The sequence below is a fragment of the Bradyrhizobium genosp. L genome (genome assembly GCF_015624485.1).
Lineage (GTDB): Bacteria > Pseudomonadota > Alphaproteobacteria > Rhizobiales > Xanthobacteraceae > Bradyrhizobium.
The window spans coordinates 5,848,215-5,865,305 of record NZ_CP061378.1 but is presented as its reverse complement, the minus strand read 5'-3'; the positions used below and the strand labels follow the sequence as shown (position 1 = coordinate 5,865,305).

At 65.5% G+C, this 17,091-nt stretch carries 14 protein-coding genes; 8 read left to right on the top strand and 6 right to left on the bottom strand.

All coding sequences use genetic code 11. The features are described 5' to 3' along the window. Window positions 1-99: 99 nt before the first annotated feature. The 3 genes from IC762_RS27900 to IC762_RS27890 all read right to left on the bottom strand — a co-directional run bounded on the left by IC762_RS27900 (window position 100) and on the right by IC762_RS27890 (window position 2,041). The gene (locus tag IC762_RS27900) at window positions 100-504 is read right to left on the bottom strand and encodes a DUF4864 domain-containing protein (protein WP_195785381.1); all 405 of its coding nucleotides are present in this window, start codon (window positions 502-504) and stop codon (window positions 100-102) included. 86 nt (window positions 505-590) lie between these two features. Continuing rightward, window positions 591-1,403: a caspase family protein gene (locus tag IC762_RS27895; RefSeq protein ID WP_195785380.1), complete on the bottom strand. Its 813-nt coding sequence runs from the start codon at window positions 1,401-1,403 to the stop codon at window positions 591-593. Between the two features lie 89 nt (window positions 1,404-1,492). Beyond that, the gene (locus IC762_RS27890) at window positions 1,493-2,041 is read right to left on the bottom strand and encodes a cupin domain-containing protein (RefSeq protein WP_195785379.1); all 549 of its coding nucleotides are present in this window, start codon (window positions 2,039-2,041) and stop codon (window positions 1,493-1,495) included. A 157-nt stretch (window positions 2,042-2,198) separates the two neighbouring features. Between IC762_RS27890 and IC762_RS27885 the strand changes: the two genes are divergently transcribed. Together IC762_RS27885 and IC762_RS27880 are read left to right on the top strand one after the other, a co-directional pair. Next, on the top strand, window positions 2,199-3,527 hold the full coding sequence (locus IC762_RS27885; protein WP_246801275.1) for an aspartate aminotransferase family protein: 1,329 nt from the start codon (window positions 2,199-2,201) through the stop codon (window positions 3,525-3,527). 196 nt (window positions 3,528-3,723) lie between these two features. Then, window positions 3,724-4,989: a D-amino acid dehydrogenase gene (locus IC762_RS27880; protein WP_195785377.1), complete on the top strand. Its 1,266-nt coding sequence runs from the start codon at window positions 3,724-3,726 to the stop codon at window positions 4,987-4,989. A 20-nt stretch (window positions 4,990-5,009) separates the two neighbouring features. Here IC762_RS27880 and IC762_RS27875 read toward each other — a convergent pair whose 3' ends face one another. After that, on the bottom strand, window positions 5,010-8,153 hold the full coding sequence (locus tag IC762_RS27875; RefSeq protein WP_195785376.1) for a multidrug efflux RND transporter permease subunit: 3,144 nt from the start codon (window positions 8,151-8,153) through the stop codon (window positions 5,010-5,012). A gap of 924 nt (window positions 8,154-9,077) precedes the next feature. Beyond that, complete coding sequence (locus IC762_RS27870; protein ID WP_195785375.1) at window positions 9,078-9,710, bottom strand: TetR/AcrR family transcriptional regulator; 633 nt, start codon at window positions 9,708-9,710, stop codon at window positions 9,078-9,080. A 153-nt stretch (window positions 9,711-9,863) separates the two neighbouring features. Between IC762_RS27870 and IC762_RS27865 the strand changes: the two genes are divergently transcribed. The 3 genes from IC762_RS27865 to IC762_RS27855 are packed head-to-tail and all read left to right on the top strand — an operon-like array spanning window position 9,864 to window position 13,690. Then, window positions 9,864-10,373, top strand: coding sequence for a (2Fe-2S)-binding protein (locus IC762_RS27865; protein WP_195785374.1), 510 nt, complete (start codon window positions 9,864-9,866; stop codon window positions 10,371-10,373). Continuing rightward, window positions 10,370-11,416, top strand: coding sequence for an FAD binding domain-containing protein (locus IC762_RS27860; protein ID WP_195785373.1), 1,047 nt, complete (start codon window positions 10,370-10,372; stop codon window positions 11,414-11,416). The genes IC762_RS27865 and IC762_RS27860 overlap by 4 nt, the downstream gene beginning before the upstream one ends. A 3-nt stretch (window positions 11,417-11,419) precedes the next feature. Beyond that, complete coding sequence (locus IC762_RS27855; protein WP_195785372.1) at window positions 11,420-13,690, top strand: xanthine dehydrogenase family protein molybdopterin-binding subunit; 2,271 nt, start codon at window positions 11,420-11,422, stop codon at window positions 13,688-13,690. Between the two features lie 166 nt (window positions 13,691-13,856). Here the strand turns inward: IC762_RS27855 and IC762_RS27850 are convergent, their stop codons facing one another. Further along, window positions 13,857-14,507: a cupin domain-containing protein gene (locus IC762_RS27850; RefSeq protein WP_195785371.1), complete on the bottom strand. Its 651-nt coding sequence runs from the start codon at window positions 14,505-14,507 to the stop codon at window positions 13,857-13,859. Between the two features lie 178 nt (window positions 14,508-14,685). On the opposite strand from IC762_RS27850, the gene IC762_RS27845 reads away from it, so the two are divergent. From IC762_RS27845 to IC762_RS27835, 3 genes are all read left to right on the top strand, one after another. Then, window positions 14,686-15,453, top strand: a complete 768-nt coding sequence (locus IC762_RS27845) for an ABC transporter substrate-binding protein (RefSeq protein WP_195785370.1) — start codon at window positions 14,686-14,688, stop codon at window positions 15,451-15,453. A 248-nt stretch (window positions 15,454-15,701) separates the two neighbouring features. Then, the gene (locus IC762_RS27840) at window positions 15,702-16,355 is read left to right on the top strand and encodes an amino acid ABC transporter permease (protein WP_195785369.1); all 654 of its coding nucleotides are present in this window, start codon (window positions 15,702-15,704) and stop codon (window positions 16,353-16,355) included. Next, window positions 16,352-17,083 carry an amino acid ABC transporter ATP-binding protein gene (locus IC762_RS27835; RefSeq protein WP_195785368.1) on the top strand — a complete coding sequence of 244 codons (732 nt, stop codon included), beginning with the start codon at window positions 16,352-16,354 and terminating at the stop codon, window positions 17,081-17,083. The genes IC762_RS27840 and IC762_RS27835 overlap by 4 nt, the downstream gene beginning before the upstream one ends. Window positions 17,084-17,091: the final 8 nt, after the last annotated feature.

Sequence of the window (17,091 nt, the reverse complement as noted above, 5' to 3'; positions counted from 1 at the left end):
GCGATGAGATTGGGTTGAATCGTCATCGCGCTTTAGCTCTTTGTTTGAGCATGATCTTTTCGGAAAACCGCTTCACACTTTTCCGGATCATGCTCTGGTTCACACCGACTGACCGGCCTTCAGCAGCGAGCAGCCGGTGATCTTCAGGCTGCCGTCGGACTGCCGCTCAAGCGTGTAGAGCGCCTCCCACGCCTCGCCATCGGCATCGATGATGTGGACGCGCTGCGCGATCCGGTCGCCTTCGCTGCGCGCCTCGCCGAACTCGAAGCTCTTGTGACGATAGACCGGCGCGTAGCCTCTCTGCACCATCGACATGAAGATATCGGCCTGCGGAAACATCTGCCGGATCGCGGGCGCTGCATAGGAATAGGCGGCTGCCGCATCGTCGTGGCTCAGCGCCTGCTCCTGCGCCCGGATCACGTCCTGTGCGGCGGTGACGTCGTCCGCCTTGGCTGACGAGGCGAGGGCAAGCAGAACGGCGGCAATGAGGAGAAGCGCGCGCATGCGGGGCTCCGTGTCGGATATCTGCTGTTACGGATCACAACCCGATCCGGTTTCCGGCACAAGTCACGAAGCCGAGGTGGCCGCTTTCAGTTCCGGATCGGACGCGGGCTTTGCTCGGCCGCCGCCGGCGACTGGCCCGCGAAGTAGAACCTGGCTGCGATCGGCGAGGAGGCGAGCCATGGCAATTGCCGGCCGTGGGTTTCCCGTTCGACCGCGAGCCCGATCTCGTTGAAGGTCCGGAACAGGCCGTAGCCCTGATGCCGGATGATGGCGGCAACCGCGCGGGTATAGGGACTGTGACCGTGATGGCCGTCGAGCGCGACGCTGCGCGGCTGGGTCGAAAACGAGATCAGCGTGCCGGGCGGCGCCTGCATCTGCGCCAGCCCGCCGGTCTTCGAGCGCACGCCGTGGCCGCGAAACGGGTTGTTGCGGCAGGCATCGAGCAGCACGAGATTGATCTTGGCGCCGGATTTCTCCATCTGCGCGAGCACGCCGGCCATGCCGACGCCCTGCATGAACACGTCGCCTTCATCGGCCGGATGGGCGTCGACCGGCACCAGGTAGTTCAGGCCGTGGGTCTCGACGCCGTGACCGGCATAATAGAACAGCGCCACGTCGGCGCCGGCCAGTTCGCGGCTGAAGGCGGTCAGCGCCTCGTCGAAGCCGCCCTTGGTCAGATCGACCAGCGCGCCGCCGCCGACCACGAAAAAGCCGAGCGAGGTCAACGTCTCCGCCATCAGCTTGGCGTCGGCGGCCGGGTTCGGCAGGTTCGGCGCGTCCCGGTAAGCGGAGTTGCCGACCACCAGCGCGACGCGCTTCTCCGCATGCGCAGCGCCGCCGACGCACAGCACGAATGCCGCGACGATCAGGCGCGACAGCAGGCTGTTTCGGCCGAACATGTAGAAGCGCTCCGCAGGACGGTGAAGCCGGGCAGTCCTGAGATTTGTCTATCGGAATGCCGCCAGGTTCGATCCTGATCGCGCCCGGTTCAAAATGACGGCGGCGTGCAGGCTGAGATCACCTCGCAGGGCTTGGCGCCGATGCAGCGGAAGCGGTGCGGGCGTCGGCTTTCGAAGTAATAGGCGTCGCCGGCGTTGAGCACCCGCCGCTCGTCGTCGACGGTGACCTCGAGCCGGCCGCTCACCACGATGCCGCCTTCCTCGCCCTCATGCTGCAGCGGCACCCGTCCGGTGTCGCTGCCGGGTTCATAGCGCTCCATCAGGATCTGCAAGCTCCGGCCGAACAGATTGTCACCGACCTGGCGGTAGGAGATCGGTTTCTTGCCGATCTCGGTCAGCTCCTCGGCGCGGTAGAACGCCTTGCGCGGCCGCTCCGGCTCGATCGCGAAGAATTCCGCCAGCCCCATCGGGATGCCGTCGAGGATGCGCTTCAGCGCGCCGACCGACGGGTTCATCTGATTGGATTCGATCAGCGAGATCGTCGAGTTGGTCACCCCGGAACGCTTGGCGAGTTCGCGCTGCGACAGTTTTGCGCGCGCGCGGATGAATCGCAGCCGTCCGCCGATATCGACGCTCATTTCAAATCCCTGTTGCAGGTGTTGCGGATCGAACAAATCCTGCCAGACCGCTCCAATCAGATCAATGGCTTGTGATGGGGCAGAAAAGGACTTGTTGCGTGGTGTGAAGCGTGATCGGAGTATGGCAACCCAGCCCTCACAGCCTTGGAGCGCCGCCGTGACCGTTCATCAGATTCCGAACACCATCAAGACCGAGTCGCTCTGGATGCCGTTTACCGCCAACCGCCAGTTCAAGAAGGCGCCGCGGCTGTTCTCCTCCGCGAAGGGCATGTACTACACCTCGGTCGACGGCCGTCAGGTGATCGACGGCTCCGCCGGCCTGTGGTGCGTCAATGCCGGCCACGGCCGTCCGCAGATCGCGGCCGCGGTCGAGCGGCAGCTCTCGACGCTGGATTTCGCACCGTCCTTCAACATGGGCCACCCGCTGGCGTTCGATTTCGCCGAACGGCTCGCCGAGATCGCGCCGAAGGGGATGGACCGCATCTTCTTCACCAATTCCGGCTCTGAATCGGTCGACACCGCGCTGAAGATCGCGCTGGCCTATCATCGCGCCAACGGCCAGGCGACCCGCACCCGGCTGATCGGCCGCGAGCGCGGCTATCACGGCGTCGGCTTCGGCGGCATGTCGGTCGGCGGCATGGTCGCCAACCGCCGCCAGTTCGCGACCCATCTGCCGGGTGTCGATCACATCCGCCACACCCACGATCTCGCCCGCAACGCCTTCGCCAAGGACCAGCCGGACCATGGCGCCGAGCTCGCCGACGATGTCGAGCGGATGGTGGCGCTGCACGGCGCCGACACCATCGCCGCCGTGATCGTCGAGCCGGTGCCGGGTTCGACCGCGGTGCTGCCGCCGCCGAAGGGTTATCTGCAGCGGCTGCGCGAGCTCTGCACCAAGCACGGCATCTTGCTGATCATGGACGAGGTCATCACCGGCTTCGGCCGTCTCGGGACGCCGTTCGCTGCCAACTTCTTCGGCGTGACGCCGGACATGATGACCACCGCCAAGGGCATCACCAATGGCAGCGTGCCCTGCGGCGCGGTGTTCGCGAAGCGCGAGATCTATGACGGGCTGATGGTCGGCCCGGACAACGCCATGGAGCTGTTCCACGGCTACACCTATTCGGCCCATCCGGTGGCCTGCGCGGCCGGCCTCGCCACGCTCGACATCTACAAGGACGAAGGCCTCCTGACCCGCGGCGCCGAGCTCGCCGGTTACTTCCGCGACGGCCTGCATTCGCTGAAGGGCCTGCCGCATGTCGTCGACATCCGCAATCTCGGCCTGATGGGTGCGATCGAGGTCTCGCCGCGCGACGGCGCAGTCGGCGCACGCGGCTACGACCTCATGGTCGATTGCTTCAACAGCGGGCTCTACCTGCGCATGAGCGGCGACTCGCTCGCAGTGTCGCCGCCCTTGATCGTCGAGAAGAAGCACATCGACGACATGGTCTCGATCCTGGGTGATGCGATCAAGCGCGTGGCCTGACAAGCGTCCCGTTTTCGAGCGAAGTGGGTACCGGTTCGCGTCGAGAAAACGCGTCAAAAGAAAATCAAAGCCCCGTTCCATCGGAACGGGGCTTTTGGCTTGAAACTTGCTGGCTCTTACACATTGCTGTCGCCGCTGCGAAGCAGGGTGGTTTCGCAGCGGCGATCTGTTTTGTCGCTGCAGGATGTGAGGAAAAGTGAAGGTCCTTGTTCTCGGCAGTGGCGTGATCGGCGTCACCTCGGCCTATTATCTCGCGCGCGCCGGCCATGAGGTCACGGTGATCGACCGCCAGGCCAAGCCCGCGCTCGAAACCTCCTTTGCCAATGCCGGCGAAGTCTCGCCCGGCTATTCCTCGCCCTGGGCCGGCCCCGGCGTGCCGGTGAAGGCGGTGAAGTGGCTGTTGATGAAGCACGGCCCGCTGGTGATCCGGCCGAAGCCGGATCCCGTGATGTGGTGGTGGCTCTTCAAGATGCTGCGCAACTGCACCTCGGCGCGCTACGCCGTCAACAAGAGCCGGATGATCCCTATCGCCGAATACAGCCGCGACTGCCTGCGGGCGCTGCGCGCCGAGATCGGCATCACGTATGATGAGCGTGACCGCGGTACCTTGCAGCTGTTCCGCTATCAGGCCCAGCTCGACGGCACCGGCGAGGACATCGCCGTGCTCAAGCAATATGGCGTGCCCTACGAGGTGCTCGATCGCGACGGCTGCATTGCCGCGGAGCCGGCGCTGGCGCAGGTGAAGGAGAAATTCGCCGGCGGGCTCCGTCTGCCGCAGGACGAAACCGGCGACTGCCATATGTTCACCCAGGCGCTGGCGTTGGAGGCCGAGAAGATCGGCGTGAAGTTCAAGTTTAACGTCGGCATTCAGGGACTGAACGCGGACACCACCCGTATCACCGGTGTTGCGACCAGCGCCGGCGTGATGACAGCTGATGCCTATGTCGTCGCGCTCGGCAGCTACTCGCCGCACCTGGTGCGGCCGCTCGGCATCTCGCTGCCGGTCTATCCGGTGAAGGGCTACTCGATCACGGTGCCGATCAAGGATGCGTCAGGCGCACCGGAATCCACCGTGATGGACGAGAGCTACAAGGTCGCGATCACGCGGCTCGGCGATCGCATCCGCGTCGGCGGCACTGCGGAGATCTCGGGCTATTCGACCAAGCTCTACGACGCACGGCGCGCGACGCTGGATCATTCGCTCACCGACCTGTTTCCGCGCGGTGGCGATCTTCCCAAGGCCACCTTCTGGTGCGGCCTGCGCCCGATGACGCCCGATGGCCCGCCGGTGATCGGCAAGACGCGCTATGCGAATCTGCATCTCAACACCGGCCACGGCACGCTCGGCTGGACCATGGCGTGCGGCTCGGGCCGGGTGCTGGCCGACATGCTTTCGGGCAAGGCGCCCGAGGTCGACACCAGCGACTTGTCGATCACCCGTTACGATCACCGGTTCGGGTAGCGATCGTCGTCCGCGAATGGCTATTCGGCGGCGTTCCTGATCTCCGGCGGCGGCGCAGGTCGTTCGGCATCGTCGCGCCGCTTCGCGGCCCAACCCGAAAGCGCGTTCGAGAACCGGTCGAGATAGAGATAGACCACCGGCGTCGTGAACAATGTCAGCGCCTGGCTCACGATCAGCCCGCCGACCATCGCATAGCCGAGCGGCTGGCGGATTTCCGATCCGGTGCCGGTGCCCAGCATCAAGGGAACGCCGCCGAGCAGCGCCGCCATCGTCGTCATCATGATCGGGCGGAAACGCAACAGGGCCGCCTTCCGGATCGATTCGCGCGGTGACAGATGTTCCTCGCGCTCGGCCGCGATCGCGAAGTCGACCATCATGATGCCGTTCTTCTTCACGATGCCGATCAGCAGAATGATGCCGATCAGCGCGATCAGCGAGAAATCGAACCCGAACGCCATCAGGATCGCCAGCGCGCCGACGCCGGCCGACGGCAGTGTCGACAGGATGGTGAGCGGATGGATGTAGCTCTCGTAGAGCACGCCGAGGATCAGATAGACCACGACCAGCGCGGCCAGGATCAATAGCGGCACCGTGCTGAGCGATTGCTGGAACGCCTGCGCGGTGCCCTGGAAGCTCGAGCTGAGCGTGCCCGGCGCGCCGATGTTGGTGACGGCCTGCTGGATGGCGTCGGTGGCCTGGCCGAGCGCCGTGCCCTGGGCGAGGTTGAAGCTGATCGTGGTCGCGGGAAACTGCCCCTGGTGGGCGATCGCCAGCGGGCGCACCGGCACCGTCGTCCATTTGCAGAACACCGACAACGGCACCTCGTCGCCCGTGGTCGGCGACTTGATGTACAGCCTGTTGAGGGTATCGAGGTTGCCCTGCAACTCCGGGAGTATCTCCAGGATCACGTGATAGCTGTTGAGCTGGGTGAAATACTGGGTGACCTGGCGCTGGCCGAACGCGTCGTACAGCGTGTCGTCGATCAGTTGCGGCTGGATGCCGTAGCGCGACGCGGTGTCGCGATCGATCGTCACCGTCAGCGTCGTGCCCTCGGTCTGCTGGTCGGTGGCGACGTCGCGCAATTCGGGCAGCGTCTTCATCTTCGCCAGAATCTTCGGCGCCCATTGGTTCAGCTCGTCGAGATTGGCATCCTGCAGCGTGTATTCGAACTGCGTCCGGGTGGCGCGGCCGCCGAGCCGGACATCCTGCGAGGCTTGCATGTAGAGGCGTGCGCCCTCGACCTTCTCGAGCTTCGGCCGCAGCCGCGCAATGATCTGCTGCGCGTCGACGTCACGCTCTTCGCGCGGCTTCAGCGTGATGTACATGCGGCCCGAGTTCAGCGCCGTGCCGCCGCCGCCGATGAATACCGCCATGCTGTCGACGGCGGGATCGGCCTGCACGATTTGGTTGAGCTCTTCCTGATGCCGCTTCATGTCGGCAAACGAGATATCCTGGGCGGTTTCCGACACCGCGTTCAGGAAGCCGTTGTCCTGTTGCGGGAAGAATCCCTTGGGAATGATCACGAACAGATAGATCGACAGTGCCACCGTCGCGAAGAAGATGCAGAGCGTCGTTCGGCTCCAGCTCAGCGCCAGGTCCAATCCCCGCTGATAGGCCTGCAACAACCGGTCGAACGCCCGCTCGCTCCATTGGTAGAGCCGGCCGTGCCTGGTTTCGCCATGCGCGCGCAGGAAGCGCGATGCCATCATCGGCGTCAGGGTCAGCGACACCACGAGGGATACGAAGATCGCCATCGCGAGCGTCACCGCGAACTCGCGGAACAGCCGGCCGATGACGCCGCCCATCAGCAGCAGCGGGATCAGCACCGCGACCAGCGAGATGCTGATCGACAGGATGGTGAACCCGATTTCGCCGGCGCCTTGCAGCGCCGCGGCGAACGGCTTCGCGCCCTGCTCGACATAGCGCGTGATGTTTTCCAGCATGACGATGGCGTCGTCGACCACGAAGCCGACCGCAATCGTCAGCGCCATCAGCGAAAGGTTGTCGAGCGTATAGCCGAACACCCACATCAGCGCGCAGGCGCCGAGCAGCGCGAGCGGAACCGTTATTGCGGGAATGACCGTGGCCCAGAAGCTGCGCAGGAAGATGAAGATCACCATGACGACCAGGACGATGGTGATGAGCAGCGTGATCTGCACGTCTTCGACCGCGGCGCGGATGGTCAATGTCCGGTCGCTGATGATCTTGATCTTGACGGCCGGCGGGATCGCCGCGATCAGTCTCGGAAGTTGCGCCTTGATCCTGTCGACCGTTCCGATGACGTTGGCGCCCGGCTGCTTGAAGATGACGAGGAACACGCCGCGTTTGCCGTCGGCCCAGGCAGCCTGCTTCATGTCTTCCGGCCCGGCGACGGCTTGCCCGATGTCGCGAATCCGCAACGGGCCGCCGTTGCGGTAGGCGATGATGACGTCGTTCCAGTCCTTGGCATCGAGCAGTTGATCGTTGGCGTAGATCGTGTAAGCGCGCCTCGCGCCGTCGATATTGCCCTTCGGACTGTCGACCGTCGTGATCGCGATCTGGCTGCGGACGTCTTCCAGCGACAGCCCCTTGGCCACCAGCTTGGCGGGATCGATCTGGACGCGGATCGCGGGCTTCTGCTGCCCGCCGATGAACACCTGGGCGACGCCTGAAATCTGGCTGATCTGCTGCCCGAGCTGGGCGTCGACCGCGTCACTCACCCTGATCAGGGGCAGCGTGTCCGAGGTCGCCGACAACAGCAGGATGGGCGAGTCCGCCGGGTTGACCTTGCGATAGGTCGGCGGTGACGGCAGGTTCTTGGGCAACTGGCCGCTCGCCGCGTTGATCGCCGCCTGGATATCGTTGGCAGCGCCGTCGATGTTGCGGTTCAGATCGAACTGGATGGTGACCGAGGTCGAGCCGAGCGAGCTCGTCGAGGTCATTTGCGCGATCCCGGGAATCTGCGCGAACTGCCGCTCCAGCGGTTGCGCGACCGAGGAGGCCATGGTTTCGGGGCTGGCGCCGGGCAGGCTTGCGGATATCTGGATGGTCGGAAAATCGACTTGGGGCAGCGGCGCGACCGGCAGCAGCGGATATGCGACCATGCCGACGAACAGGATGCCGGCCATCAGCAGCGAGGTGCCGATCGGGTAGCGGACGAAGGGAGATGAGATGCTCTCGTTCATTTCTGTGGTCCAAATGAACGGCAGGCGCATCTTTTCCCGAACGTCGGGAGTCGTCCTCGAAAGCTCGAGCGCGAACGCGCGGTTTCCTCGCCATGACCTGTTGGTGGATCGCGAAGCAATGCTTCGTGTCTACCGGTTTCCTGCGAGGATAATCATTGTTGAGCCCGTCGCGCGAATGGAAACGGCGGAGCGGCCATTCGACCTTCGTTCTACTGCCAGGCAGCCATGTGAGGTTTCGGGCAACATCAAGCGTGTCGTTGGCTTGAAGAAGGTCTAATGATGCAACATTCGCGACTATCGGCTCATTTGGCGTTCGGCGATGTCGAACGCGCCCTGCATGGCGGTCGGCAATCCGGCGCCAGCACGTCGAACCTGCCGAACAGCAACAGCCCCCGACTAACCCGCGGTCAGGACAGGCAACGACGACAAAAGCCCGGCACGATGGCCGGGCTGATCGTTAGTATTTCCGAGAGCTAGTATTTCCAAGACTTGGCAATGCCGGTGGTCTACCGGAGTGCAGATCATGCCGTCGGTTCACTTTTGAACATTGACGGGGGTCGCCCGTAGTCGCCCGGATGAGGCAACGGGCCGCACGAACGCGCATCCGGCTGGCTGCGACCCCTCAACCTCCGTGGCTGCGAAGGTCTTCGTAGGCGGCCTCTCGCTTCGACAGCCCGTCGTCGGCCATGATCGCGTAGAATGCGCGTCGGCGCCGGACGATCAGAACGATCGTCCAGGCCATGGCTCCGAAAACCGCAATCGTACAGAGGATCGCAAGCGGACGCAGGCCGAAGTATGCCGAAATCCATGTGAGCACGAGTCCTGCTGCGATCAACGATGCCGCTGTGGTGAACTTGCGCCGGCAACGTTGCTCTTCGATTCGCCAGCGTCGGTCAGCTTCAGGCGAGGGCCCTCGTCGCATGGCTATCGCGTCTTGCGCTTGGTCTGGTGGGACTTGGCGGCCGGGCCGTCGGCTGAAGGCTGCACCCTGAGCCCGTCCACGAACACATCCAGCAGCCGCAGCGCGGTCGCCTGCCAGCCGGGCTGGTCGTGCATGTAGCACATGCCGATCAACGCGCGCAGCACGTCCTCGGCGCTGATGTCATCGCGAATCGCGCCGGCGGCGACCGCGCGCGCCAGCAGGGTGCCGATCGCCTTGGTCAGCCGGTCGAACGAATAGGCATGCAATTCGCTCGGGCCGTGCGCGACCAGCGCAAGTGCTGCCACCATGCCCTTCTTGGTGGCGACGAATTCGACATTGGCGCGCAGCCAGCGCCTCAGCGCCTCGACCGGCTCGGGGGCGCATTGCAGTTGCTCGGCAAGGTCGCCAAGCTGCTCGACCTCGCGGCGATAGACCGCCTCATACAGCGCCTCGCGGGTCGGGAAGTGGCGATAGAGCGTGCCGATGCCGACGCCGGCATGGCGCGCCACCGCTTCCAGGCTCGCCTCGCTGCCGCCCGCCGAGAACACCGACTTGGCGGATTCCAGCACGCGCTCGCGGTTGCGCACCGCATCCGCGCGCGGCTTGCGGACAATTTCAGTTGATCGACCGGCCATTGCTTTTTCTTTTCACCCTCCCTTGTAAACGGAGGTGGCCTCCGTATATGGCGACCAGCATCCGGCCTGACAAGGCGCGCCGAACCTCCGTCGGCGGGCCACGGGCGCGCTTTGCCTCGATTCAACCCGACCATACACGGATCGGAGCCCTGCATGAATCTTCCAATCACGCTCACCATCAACGGTATCAGCCGGGAGATCGCCCTCGACGATCCCCGCGTCACGCTGCTCGACCTCTTGCGCGAGCGGCTCGATCTCACCGGCACCAAGAAGGGCTGCGATCGCGGCCAGTGCGGCGCCTGCACCGTCCTGGTCGACGGACGCCGCATCAATTCCTGCCTCGCGCTCGCCGTCAGCCATGACGGCGCCGAGATATTGACCATCGAGGGCATCGCTGCTGGCAACGAGCTGCATCCGGTGCAGGCCGCCTTCATCGCCCATGACGGCTTCCAGTGCGGTTTCTGCACGCCGGGCCAGATCATGAGCGGCATCGGCCTGATCCGGGAGGGGCAGGCGGGCTCCGATCCGGAGCGGGTGCGCGAATGCATGAGCGGCAATCTCTGCCGTTGCGGCGCCTATGCCGGGATCACCGAGGCCGTGCTCGAAGCGCAGACAAACATGACCGCCGACACGACCCACGCAAAACAGAGGCGCTCCGCATGATGAATTTCGATTATGTCCGGCCGGCCAATGTCACGGATGCGATCGCGGCGGCAAGCGAGACGGGCGCGGCCTATCTCGCCTCCGGCACCAATCTGCTCGATTTGATGAAGGGCGGCGTCAGCCGGCCGAGTCGTCTGGTCGACGTCACGCGTCTGCCCGGGCTCGATCGCATCGAGCATCTCGCCGACGGCTCGTTGCGGATCGGCGCGCTGGTGCGCAACGCCGATCTCGCGCATGACGCCGAGTTCGCACGCAATTATCCCGCAATCGCCGAGGCATTGCTCTCGGGTGCCTCCGCGCAGCTGCGCAACGCGGCCACGGTCGGCGGCAATCTGATGCAGCGGACGCGTTGCGCCTATTTCTATGATGCCGGCAGCGCCTGCAACAAGCGCTGGCCCGGTGCCGGTTGTGATGCGCTGCACGGCGAGAACCGGTTGCACGCGGTGCTCGGCTGGAGCGAGGGCTGCATCGCGACCCATCCGTCGGATTTTTGCGTGCCGCTGGTGGCGCTCGACGCGACGGTCGAGATCGAGGGCAAAGGCGGCCGGCGCGAATTGCCGCTCGAGGCGCTGCATCGCCTGCCCGGCGCGGCGCCGGAGCGCGAGACCGAGCTGGAGCGCGGCGATCTGATCGTTGCGATGCGGCTGCCGGCCGCGGCGAAGCCGTTTGCCGCGCATGCGCGCTACATCAAGGTCCGCGAGCGTACGTCCTATGCGTTCGCCGTGGTCTCCGCCGCAGCCAATTTGCGGATCGAGGACGGCAAGATCCGCGAGGCCCGGCTTGCGCTCGGCGGCATCGCGGCCAAGCCGTGGCGGTCGCGCGAGGCCGAGCAGCTGCTCGCGGACCGCGCGCCCGATGCGGCCGCCTACCGCGAGGCGGCCCGCGCCGCGCTCGCGGGCGCAAAACCCTCCGGCGACAACGCCTACAAGATCGAGCTCGCGCAGCGCATCGTGGTGCGTGCGCTCACCCTTGCTGCCGCTGGCACGCCGGCGCGCATGCCCGCGCTGCCCGGCTCTCCCTTCTCATCTCTCGCAGGAGCGTGACGCATGACGCTTGAGATCAACCCGACCCGCGACCCCGCCCATCTCCGCCACGGCTCGAATATCGGCCAGCCGCTGACCCGCGCCGACGGCGTGCTGAAGGTGACCGGCAAGGCGCGCTATGCCGCCGACAATCATCCGCCCGGCATGCTCTATGCCGTGATCACGACGAGCTGCATCGCACGCGGTCGCGTCAAATCGCTCGACGTCGCCGCCGCGAAGCGCCACCCCGGCGTGGTCGACGTGATGACGCCGTCGCACAAGCCGGAACTGGCGGAAGACCCCGACGCCAAGGGCAATCCGTTCGCCTTCAGGATGGAGCTCCTGCAGAGCGACGAGGTACGTTACGCCAACCAGGCCATCGCGGTCGTGATCGCCGAGACGCTGGAGGCCGCGACCGAGGGCGCCGCGCTGCTGTCGCCGCGCTACCAGGTCGAGATCGCCCGCGTCGGCCTCGACGCCGGCGAGCCCTACGTGCCGCCGGTGGTCGGGATCGGCCATCCAGCCGAAGTCGTTCACGGCGATATCGCTGCCGGCTTCGCGGCGGCATCGAAACTGACGGATGCGACCTATGAGACGCCGCCGCAGTACCACAACGCAATGGAGCCGCATGCGATCGTCGCAATGTGGGACGGCGACCGGCTGTTTCTGGACACGCCGAGCCAGGGCATGGCGATGGCGCAGATGCGGATCGGCGGCCTGTTCGGGATTCCGCCCGGCAATATTCACATCAACAGCCCGTTCCTCGGCGGCGGTTTCGGCTCCAAGGGCTTGATCTCCGGACCGCAGGTGCTCGGCATCATGGCGGCAAAGCTGGTTGGGCGTCCGGTCAAGCTGGTGCTGCGGCGGAGCCAGATGTATGGCCCGGTCGGCCACCGTCCGCCGACGCGGCAGCGGCTGCGCATCGGCACCGACGATGCGGGAAGGCTGACCGCGATCGAGCATCGCGCGCGCATCACCACGTCGAGCTTCGACGATTTCTACGAGCCCGCCGCCGACGCCTCGCACACGCTCTATGCCAGCCCTGCGATCCGTACCGCGCACGAAGCGGTGCGCGTCGACACCGGCACGCCGCTGTTCATGCGCGCACCGGGCGAAGCCACCGGTTCGATCGCGCTCGAGAGTGCCATCGACGAGGCGGCGTTCGCCTGCGGCATCGATCCGCTGGAATTCCGGCTGACCAACTACGCCGACGTCGAGCCGACCACCGGCAAGCCGTTTTCGTCCAAGGCGCTGCGCCAGTGCTATGCCAGGGCCGCCGAACGCTTCGGCTGGGCGCGACGTCCATTGCAACCGAAGCAAATGCGCGACGAGAACGGCTTTCTGGTCGGCTGGGGCATGGGCACCGCGACCTTCCCGGCGCTGATGTTCCAGGGCAACGCCCGCGCTGTGATCCGCGCCGACGGGCGCGGCGTGATGGAGACCGGCGCCCACGACATGGGGCAGGGCGCCTGGACCGCGCTGGCGCAGATCTCGGCCGACCAGCTCGGCCTCGATCTCGACCAGGTCACGTTCCGCTCCGGCACCTCCGATCTGCCGGATGCCGGCATTGCCGGAGGCTCGGCGCATACCGCAACCGTCGGCGCTGCAATCCACAGCGCGGGTGCGGCCGTCATCGCCAAGCTCGCCGAGCTCGCGACCTCGGACCAGCGTTCGCCGCTGTTCGGCGCCGGCAATGCCGGTGTGGTCGCGCGCGGCGGGCGGCTCCATCGCCGCGACGACGACGCGCGCAGCGAAAGCTATGCCGACATCCTCACGCGCGCCGGCGTCGCCGAGGTCGAGGCCAGCGGCACGGGCGCGGCCGATCCTGCGGCGCAGTCGCAATATGCGATGCATTCGCACGGCGTGGTGTTCGCCGAGGTCAAGGTCGATCCGGAGCTCGGCCAGATCCGCGCCAGCCGGATGGTCGGCGCCTTCGCCGCCGGCCGCATCATTAATCCGCTGATGGTGCGAAGCCAGCTCTATGGCGGCATGATCTGGGGCTTGTCGTTCGCGCTGCATGAGGAGGCGGTGATGGATCAGCGCTCCGGCCGCATCCTCAACGCCAACCTCGCCGAATATCATGTGCCAGTGAATGCCGACGTGCCGCCGATGGAGGTAATCACGGTCGACGAGCACGATCCGCACGTCAACGCGCTCGGCATCAAGGGCGTCGGCGAGATCGGCATCACCGGCAGCGCGGGCGCCGTCGCCAACGCCGTCTGGCACGCCACCGGCATCCGCGTGCGGCGGTTTCCGATCCGGATCGAGGAAGTGGCGATGGGGTTGTCGGTTTGATGCGTCTTGGCGCAGTAGCTAACGGTGTCGTCCCGGCGAAGGCCGGGACCCATAACCACGAATGTGGGTTGTGGCGCGACGCTGGGGCCGCAAGCGTTCTTGAATAACAAGACCTTGTGGTAATGGGTCCCGGCCTTCGCCGGGACGACGTGGAGAGAGCGGGGCCTCACCCCGCCGCCGTCACGCTATTCACCCACAGCACGACGGCCTTCGCATCATGGGCCGGATTGGCGAACCGGTGCGGCCGGCGGCTGGCGAACCGGAAGCTGTCGCCCTGCTTCAACGTCCACGTTTCCGCATCCACCGTCAGGGTCATCTCGCCGGCAAGCACGAGGCCGGCTTCCTCGCCGTCATGGGTGTAGAACTCGTCGCCGGTGTTGCCGCCGGGTTCGAGATGCACCAGGAACAGGTTGAGCCGGCTCTCGCTGCCGGCCGGACTGAGCAACTGCTTTGAAATCCCGGTGCGCCAAAGCTTCAGCTCGGCGCGCTGCACCTCGCGCGTGACGACGCCGTTCGCGGCACCGTCGTCATTCGGCGCAGCCCCGAACAGCGCGGCGATGCCGACGCCGAGCACGTCGGCGAGCGTCGCCAGCACACGCAGCGAGGGCGACGACAGGCCGCGCTCGATCTGGCTGATGAAGCCGATCGAGAGCTTTGTCCGCGCGGCGATGGTCTCGAGCGACATTGCCTTGGCACGCCGCAAATCGCGGATGCGGCGGCCGACCGCGAGATCCATCGGCGGTTCGGCGGCCTTCTTGACGGGCCTCTTCGCAATGCGGCGCGCGGTCGCAGGCCGCGCTGCCGCCACTTTGCGCATTCTCTTGCCGCCGCTCACGTCAGTCCGCTTCCTTCATGTGCATGAAAACCGCTTGCATTGGCCGCGGTTTCGTGACCACAATTTCATATTGGTGAAAATAGGCCGGAACGGCGTCGCCCGCAACATCCGTCTGGAAACAGGGCGACGCGGCATCGGGCCAGCTTCAAGAGGAGTTGCGATGTCGTTTCAGCGTCTGGTCCAGGCCGCGTTGGCGGCGCTTGCGGTTGTCATCGGCGCGCCGTCACAGGCGCAGCAGGTCATCAAGGTCGGCTCGACGCCGACCGGCATCCCCTTCACCTTCCTCGACACCAAGACCAACACCATCCAGGGCATCATGGTCGATCTCGCCACCGAGGTCGGCAAGGAAGCCGGCTTCACCGTGCAGATCGAGCCGATGCAGTTCTCGGCGCTGATCCCGTCGCTGACCGCGAACAAGATCGACATCATTGCGGCTGCGATGTTCGCCACAGCGGCGCGCAAGGAGGTGATCGACTTCTCCAGCGACGTCTACACCTATGGCGAGGGCCTGGTGGTGCCGAAGGCCGACACCAAGGCCTACACCTCGCAGGAGGAGCTGAAGGGCACGGTGGTCGGCGCCCAGGTCGGCACGGCCTTCGTCGATGCGCTGAAGAAGACCGGGCTGTTCAGCGAGGTCAAGGTCTACGATACCATCCCCGACATCCTGCGCGACGTGAATGCGGGCCGCCTGAAGGCCGGCTTCGCCGACTATCCGATCCTCGCTTACAATCTGCAGCAGGGCAGTTTTGCCGACGTGCGGCTGGTCGACAGCTATAAGCCCGTCACCGTCGGCACCGTCGCGATCGGCGTCCGCAAGAGCGACACCGAACTGCTCGCCAAGATCAACGCCTCGCTGGCGAAGCTGAAGGCCAACGGCACGATTGCGAAGATCCTGCAGAAATGGGGCCAGAAGGCCGACGCTTCGTGATGACGGGGACGCAGCGAATCTCTCCCCTCGTCGTCCCGGCGAAGGCCGGGACCCATAACCACAGGGTTGAGTTGTTGAGGAAGGCTGTGGCCCCAGCGTCCGCAATAATGACCGTCGGTGGTTATGGGTCCCGGCCTTCGCCGGGACGACATCGAGTATGTTGCGTCATCGAGAGTCATACGTTCACAGTCTCTCAGAATGACGGTGGTGGTGTTCGAACCCGTGCGGCGACCAGATACATCTAGCCGATGCAAAAGTTCTTCCATGACGCCGTCGAGTTCGTGCCGATCCTGCTGCAGGGAGTCTGGCTGACCATCGTCGTCACCATCGGCTCGCTCATGCTGTCGACCGTGCTCGGGCTGGTGTGGGCACTGATGCGGGTGTCCGGCATCGGTATCCTCACCGGCCTCAGCGCCGCGCTGATCAACGTGATCCGCGGCATCCCGATCATCGTGCTGCTGTTCTACATCTATTTCGTGATGCCGGATTTCGGCATCGCGCTATCGGCGCTGCAGGCCGCGATCATCGGGCTCGGCATCGCCTATTCGGCCTATCAGGCGGAAAACTTCCGCGCCGGCATCGAGGCGATCGACAAGGGCCAGATCGAGGCGGCGCAGACCATCGGCATGGGCTGGTGGCTCACGATGCGCCGCGTGGTGCTGCCGCAGGCGGTGCGGATCATCCTGCCGCCCTACGGCAACATCATGATCATGATGCTGAAGGATTCCTCGCAGGCCTCGACCATCACGGTCGCCGAGCTGGCGCTGCAAGGCAAATTGATCGCCTCCTCGACCTTCAAGAACACCAGCGTGTTCACGCTGGTGGCGCTGATGTATCTCACCATGAGCATCCCGCTGATCCTGCTGGTTCGTCACTTCGAGAAGCAGGCGAGCCGCAAATGATCGAGCTCCGCGACGTCCACAAGAGCTTCGGCAAGGTCGAGGTGCTGAAGGGCATCACCGCCTCGGTCGCGAAGAGCGAGGTGGTCTGCATCATCGGTCCGTCAGGTTCGGGCAAGTCGACCATCCTGCGCTGCATCAACGGGCTTGAGAGCTACGACCAGGGCGACATCACGGTCGAAGGCGCGCGCGTCAATCGCGACGACAAGTCGATCGTCGCGGTCCGCACCCAGGTCTCGATGGTGTTCCAGCGCTTCAACCTGTTCCCGCATCGGACAGCGCTCGAGAACGTCATCGAGGGGCCGCTGTTCGTGAAGAAAGAGCCGCGCGATCGGGCGCTCGCCCGCGGCCGTGCGTTGCTGGCGCAGGTCGGCCTCGCCGACAAGGCCGACGTGCACCCGGCAAAACTCTCCGGCGGCCAGCAGCAGCGCGTCGCGATCGCGCGTGCGCTCGCGATGCAGCCGAAGGCGATCCTGTTCGACGAGCCGACCTCGGCGCTCGATCCGGAACTGGTCGGCGAGGTGCTGTCGGTGATGCGCAAGCTCGCCGATGACGGCATGACCATGGTGGTCGTCACCCACGAGATGGGCTTTGCCCGCGACGTCGCCGACCGCGTGCTGTTCATCGACGGCGGTGTCATCGTCGAGCAGGGCGCCGCGAAATCCGTCCTCAACCAGCCCCAGCACCCGCGCACCCAGGACTTCCTGCGCCGCGTGCTGCATCCGCTGTGATCCGGTAC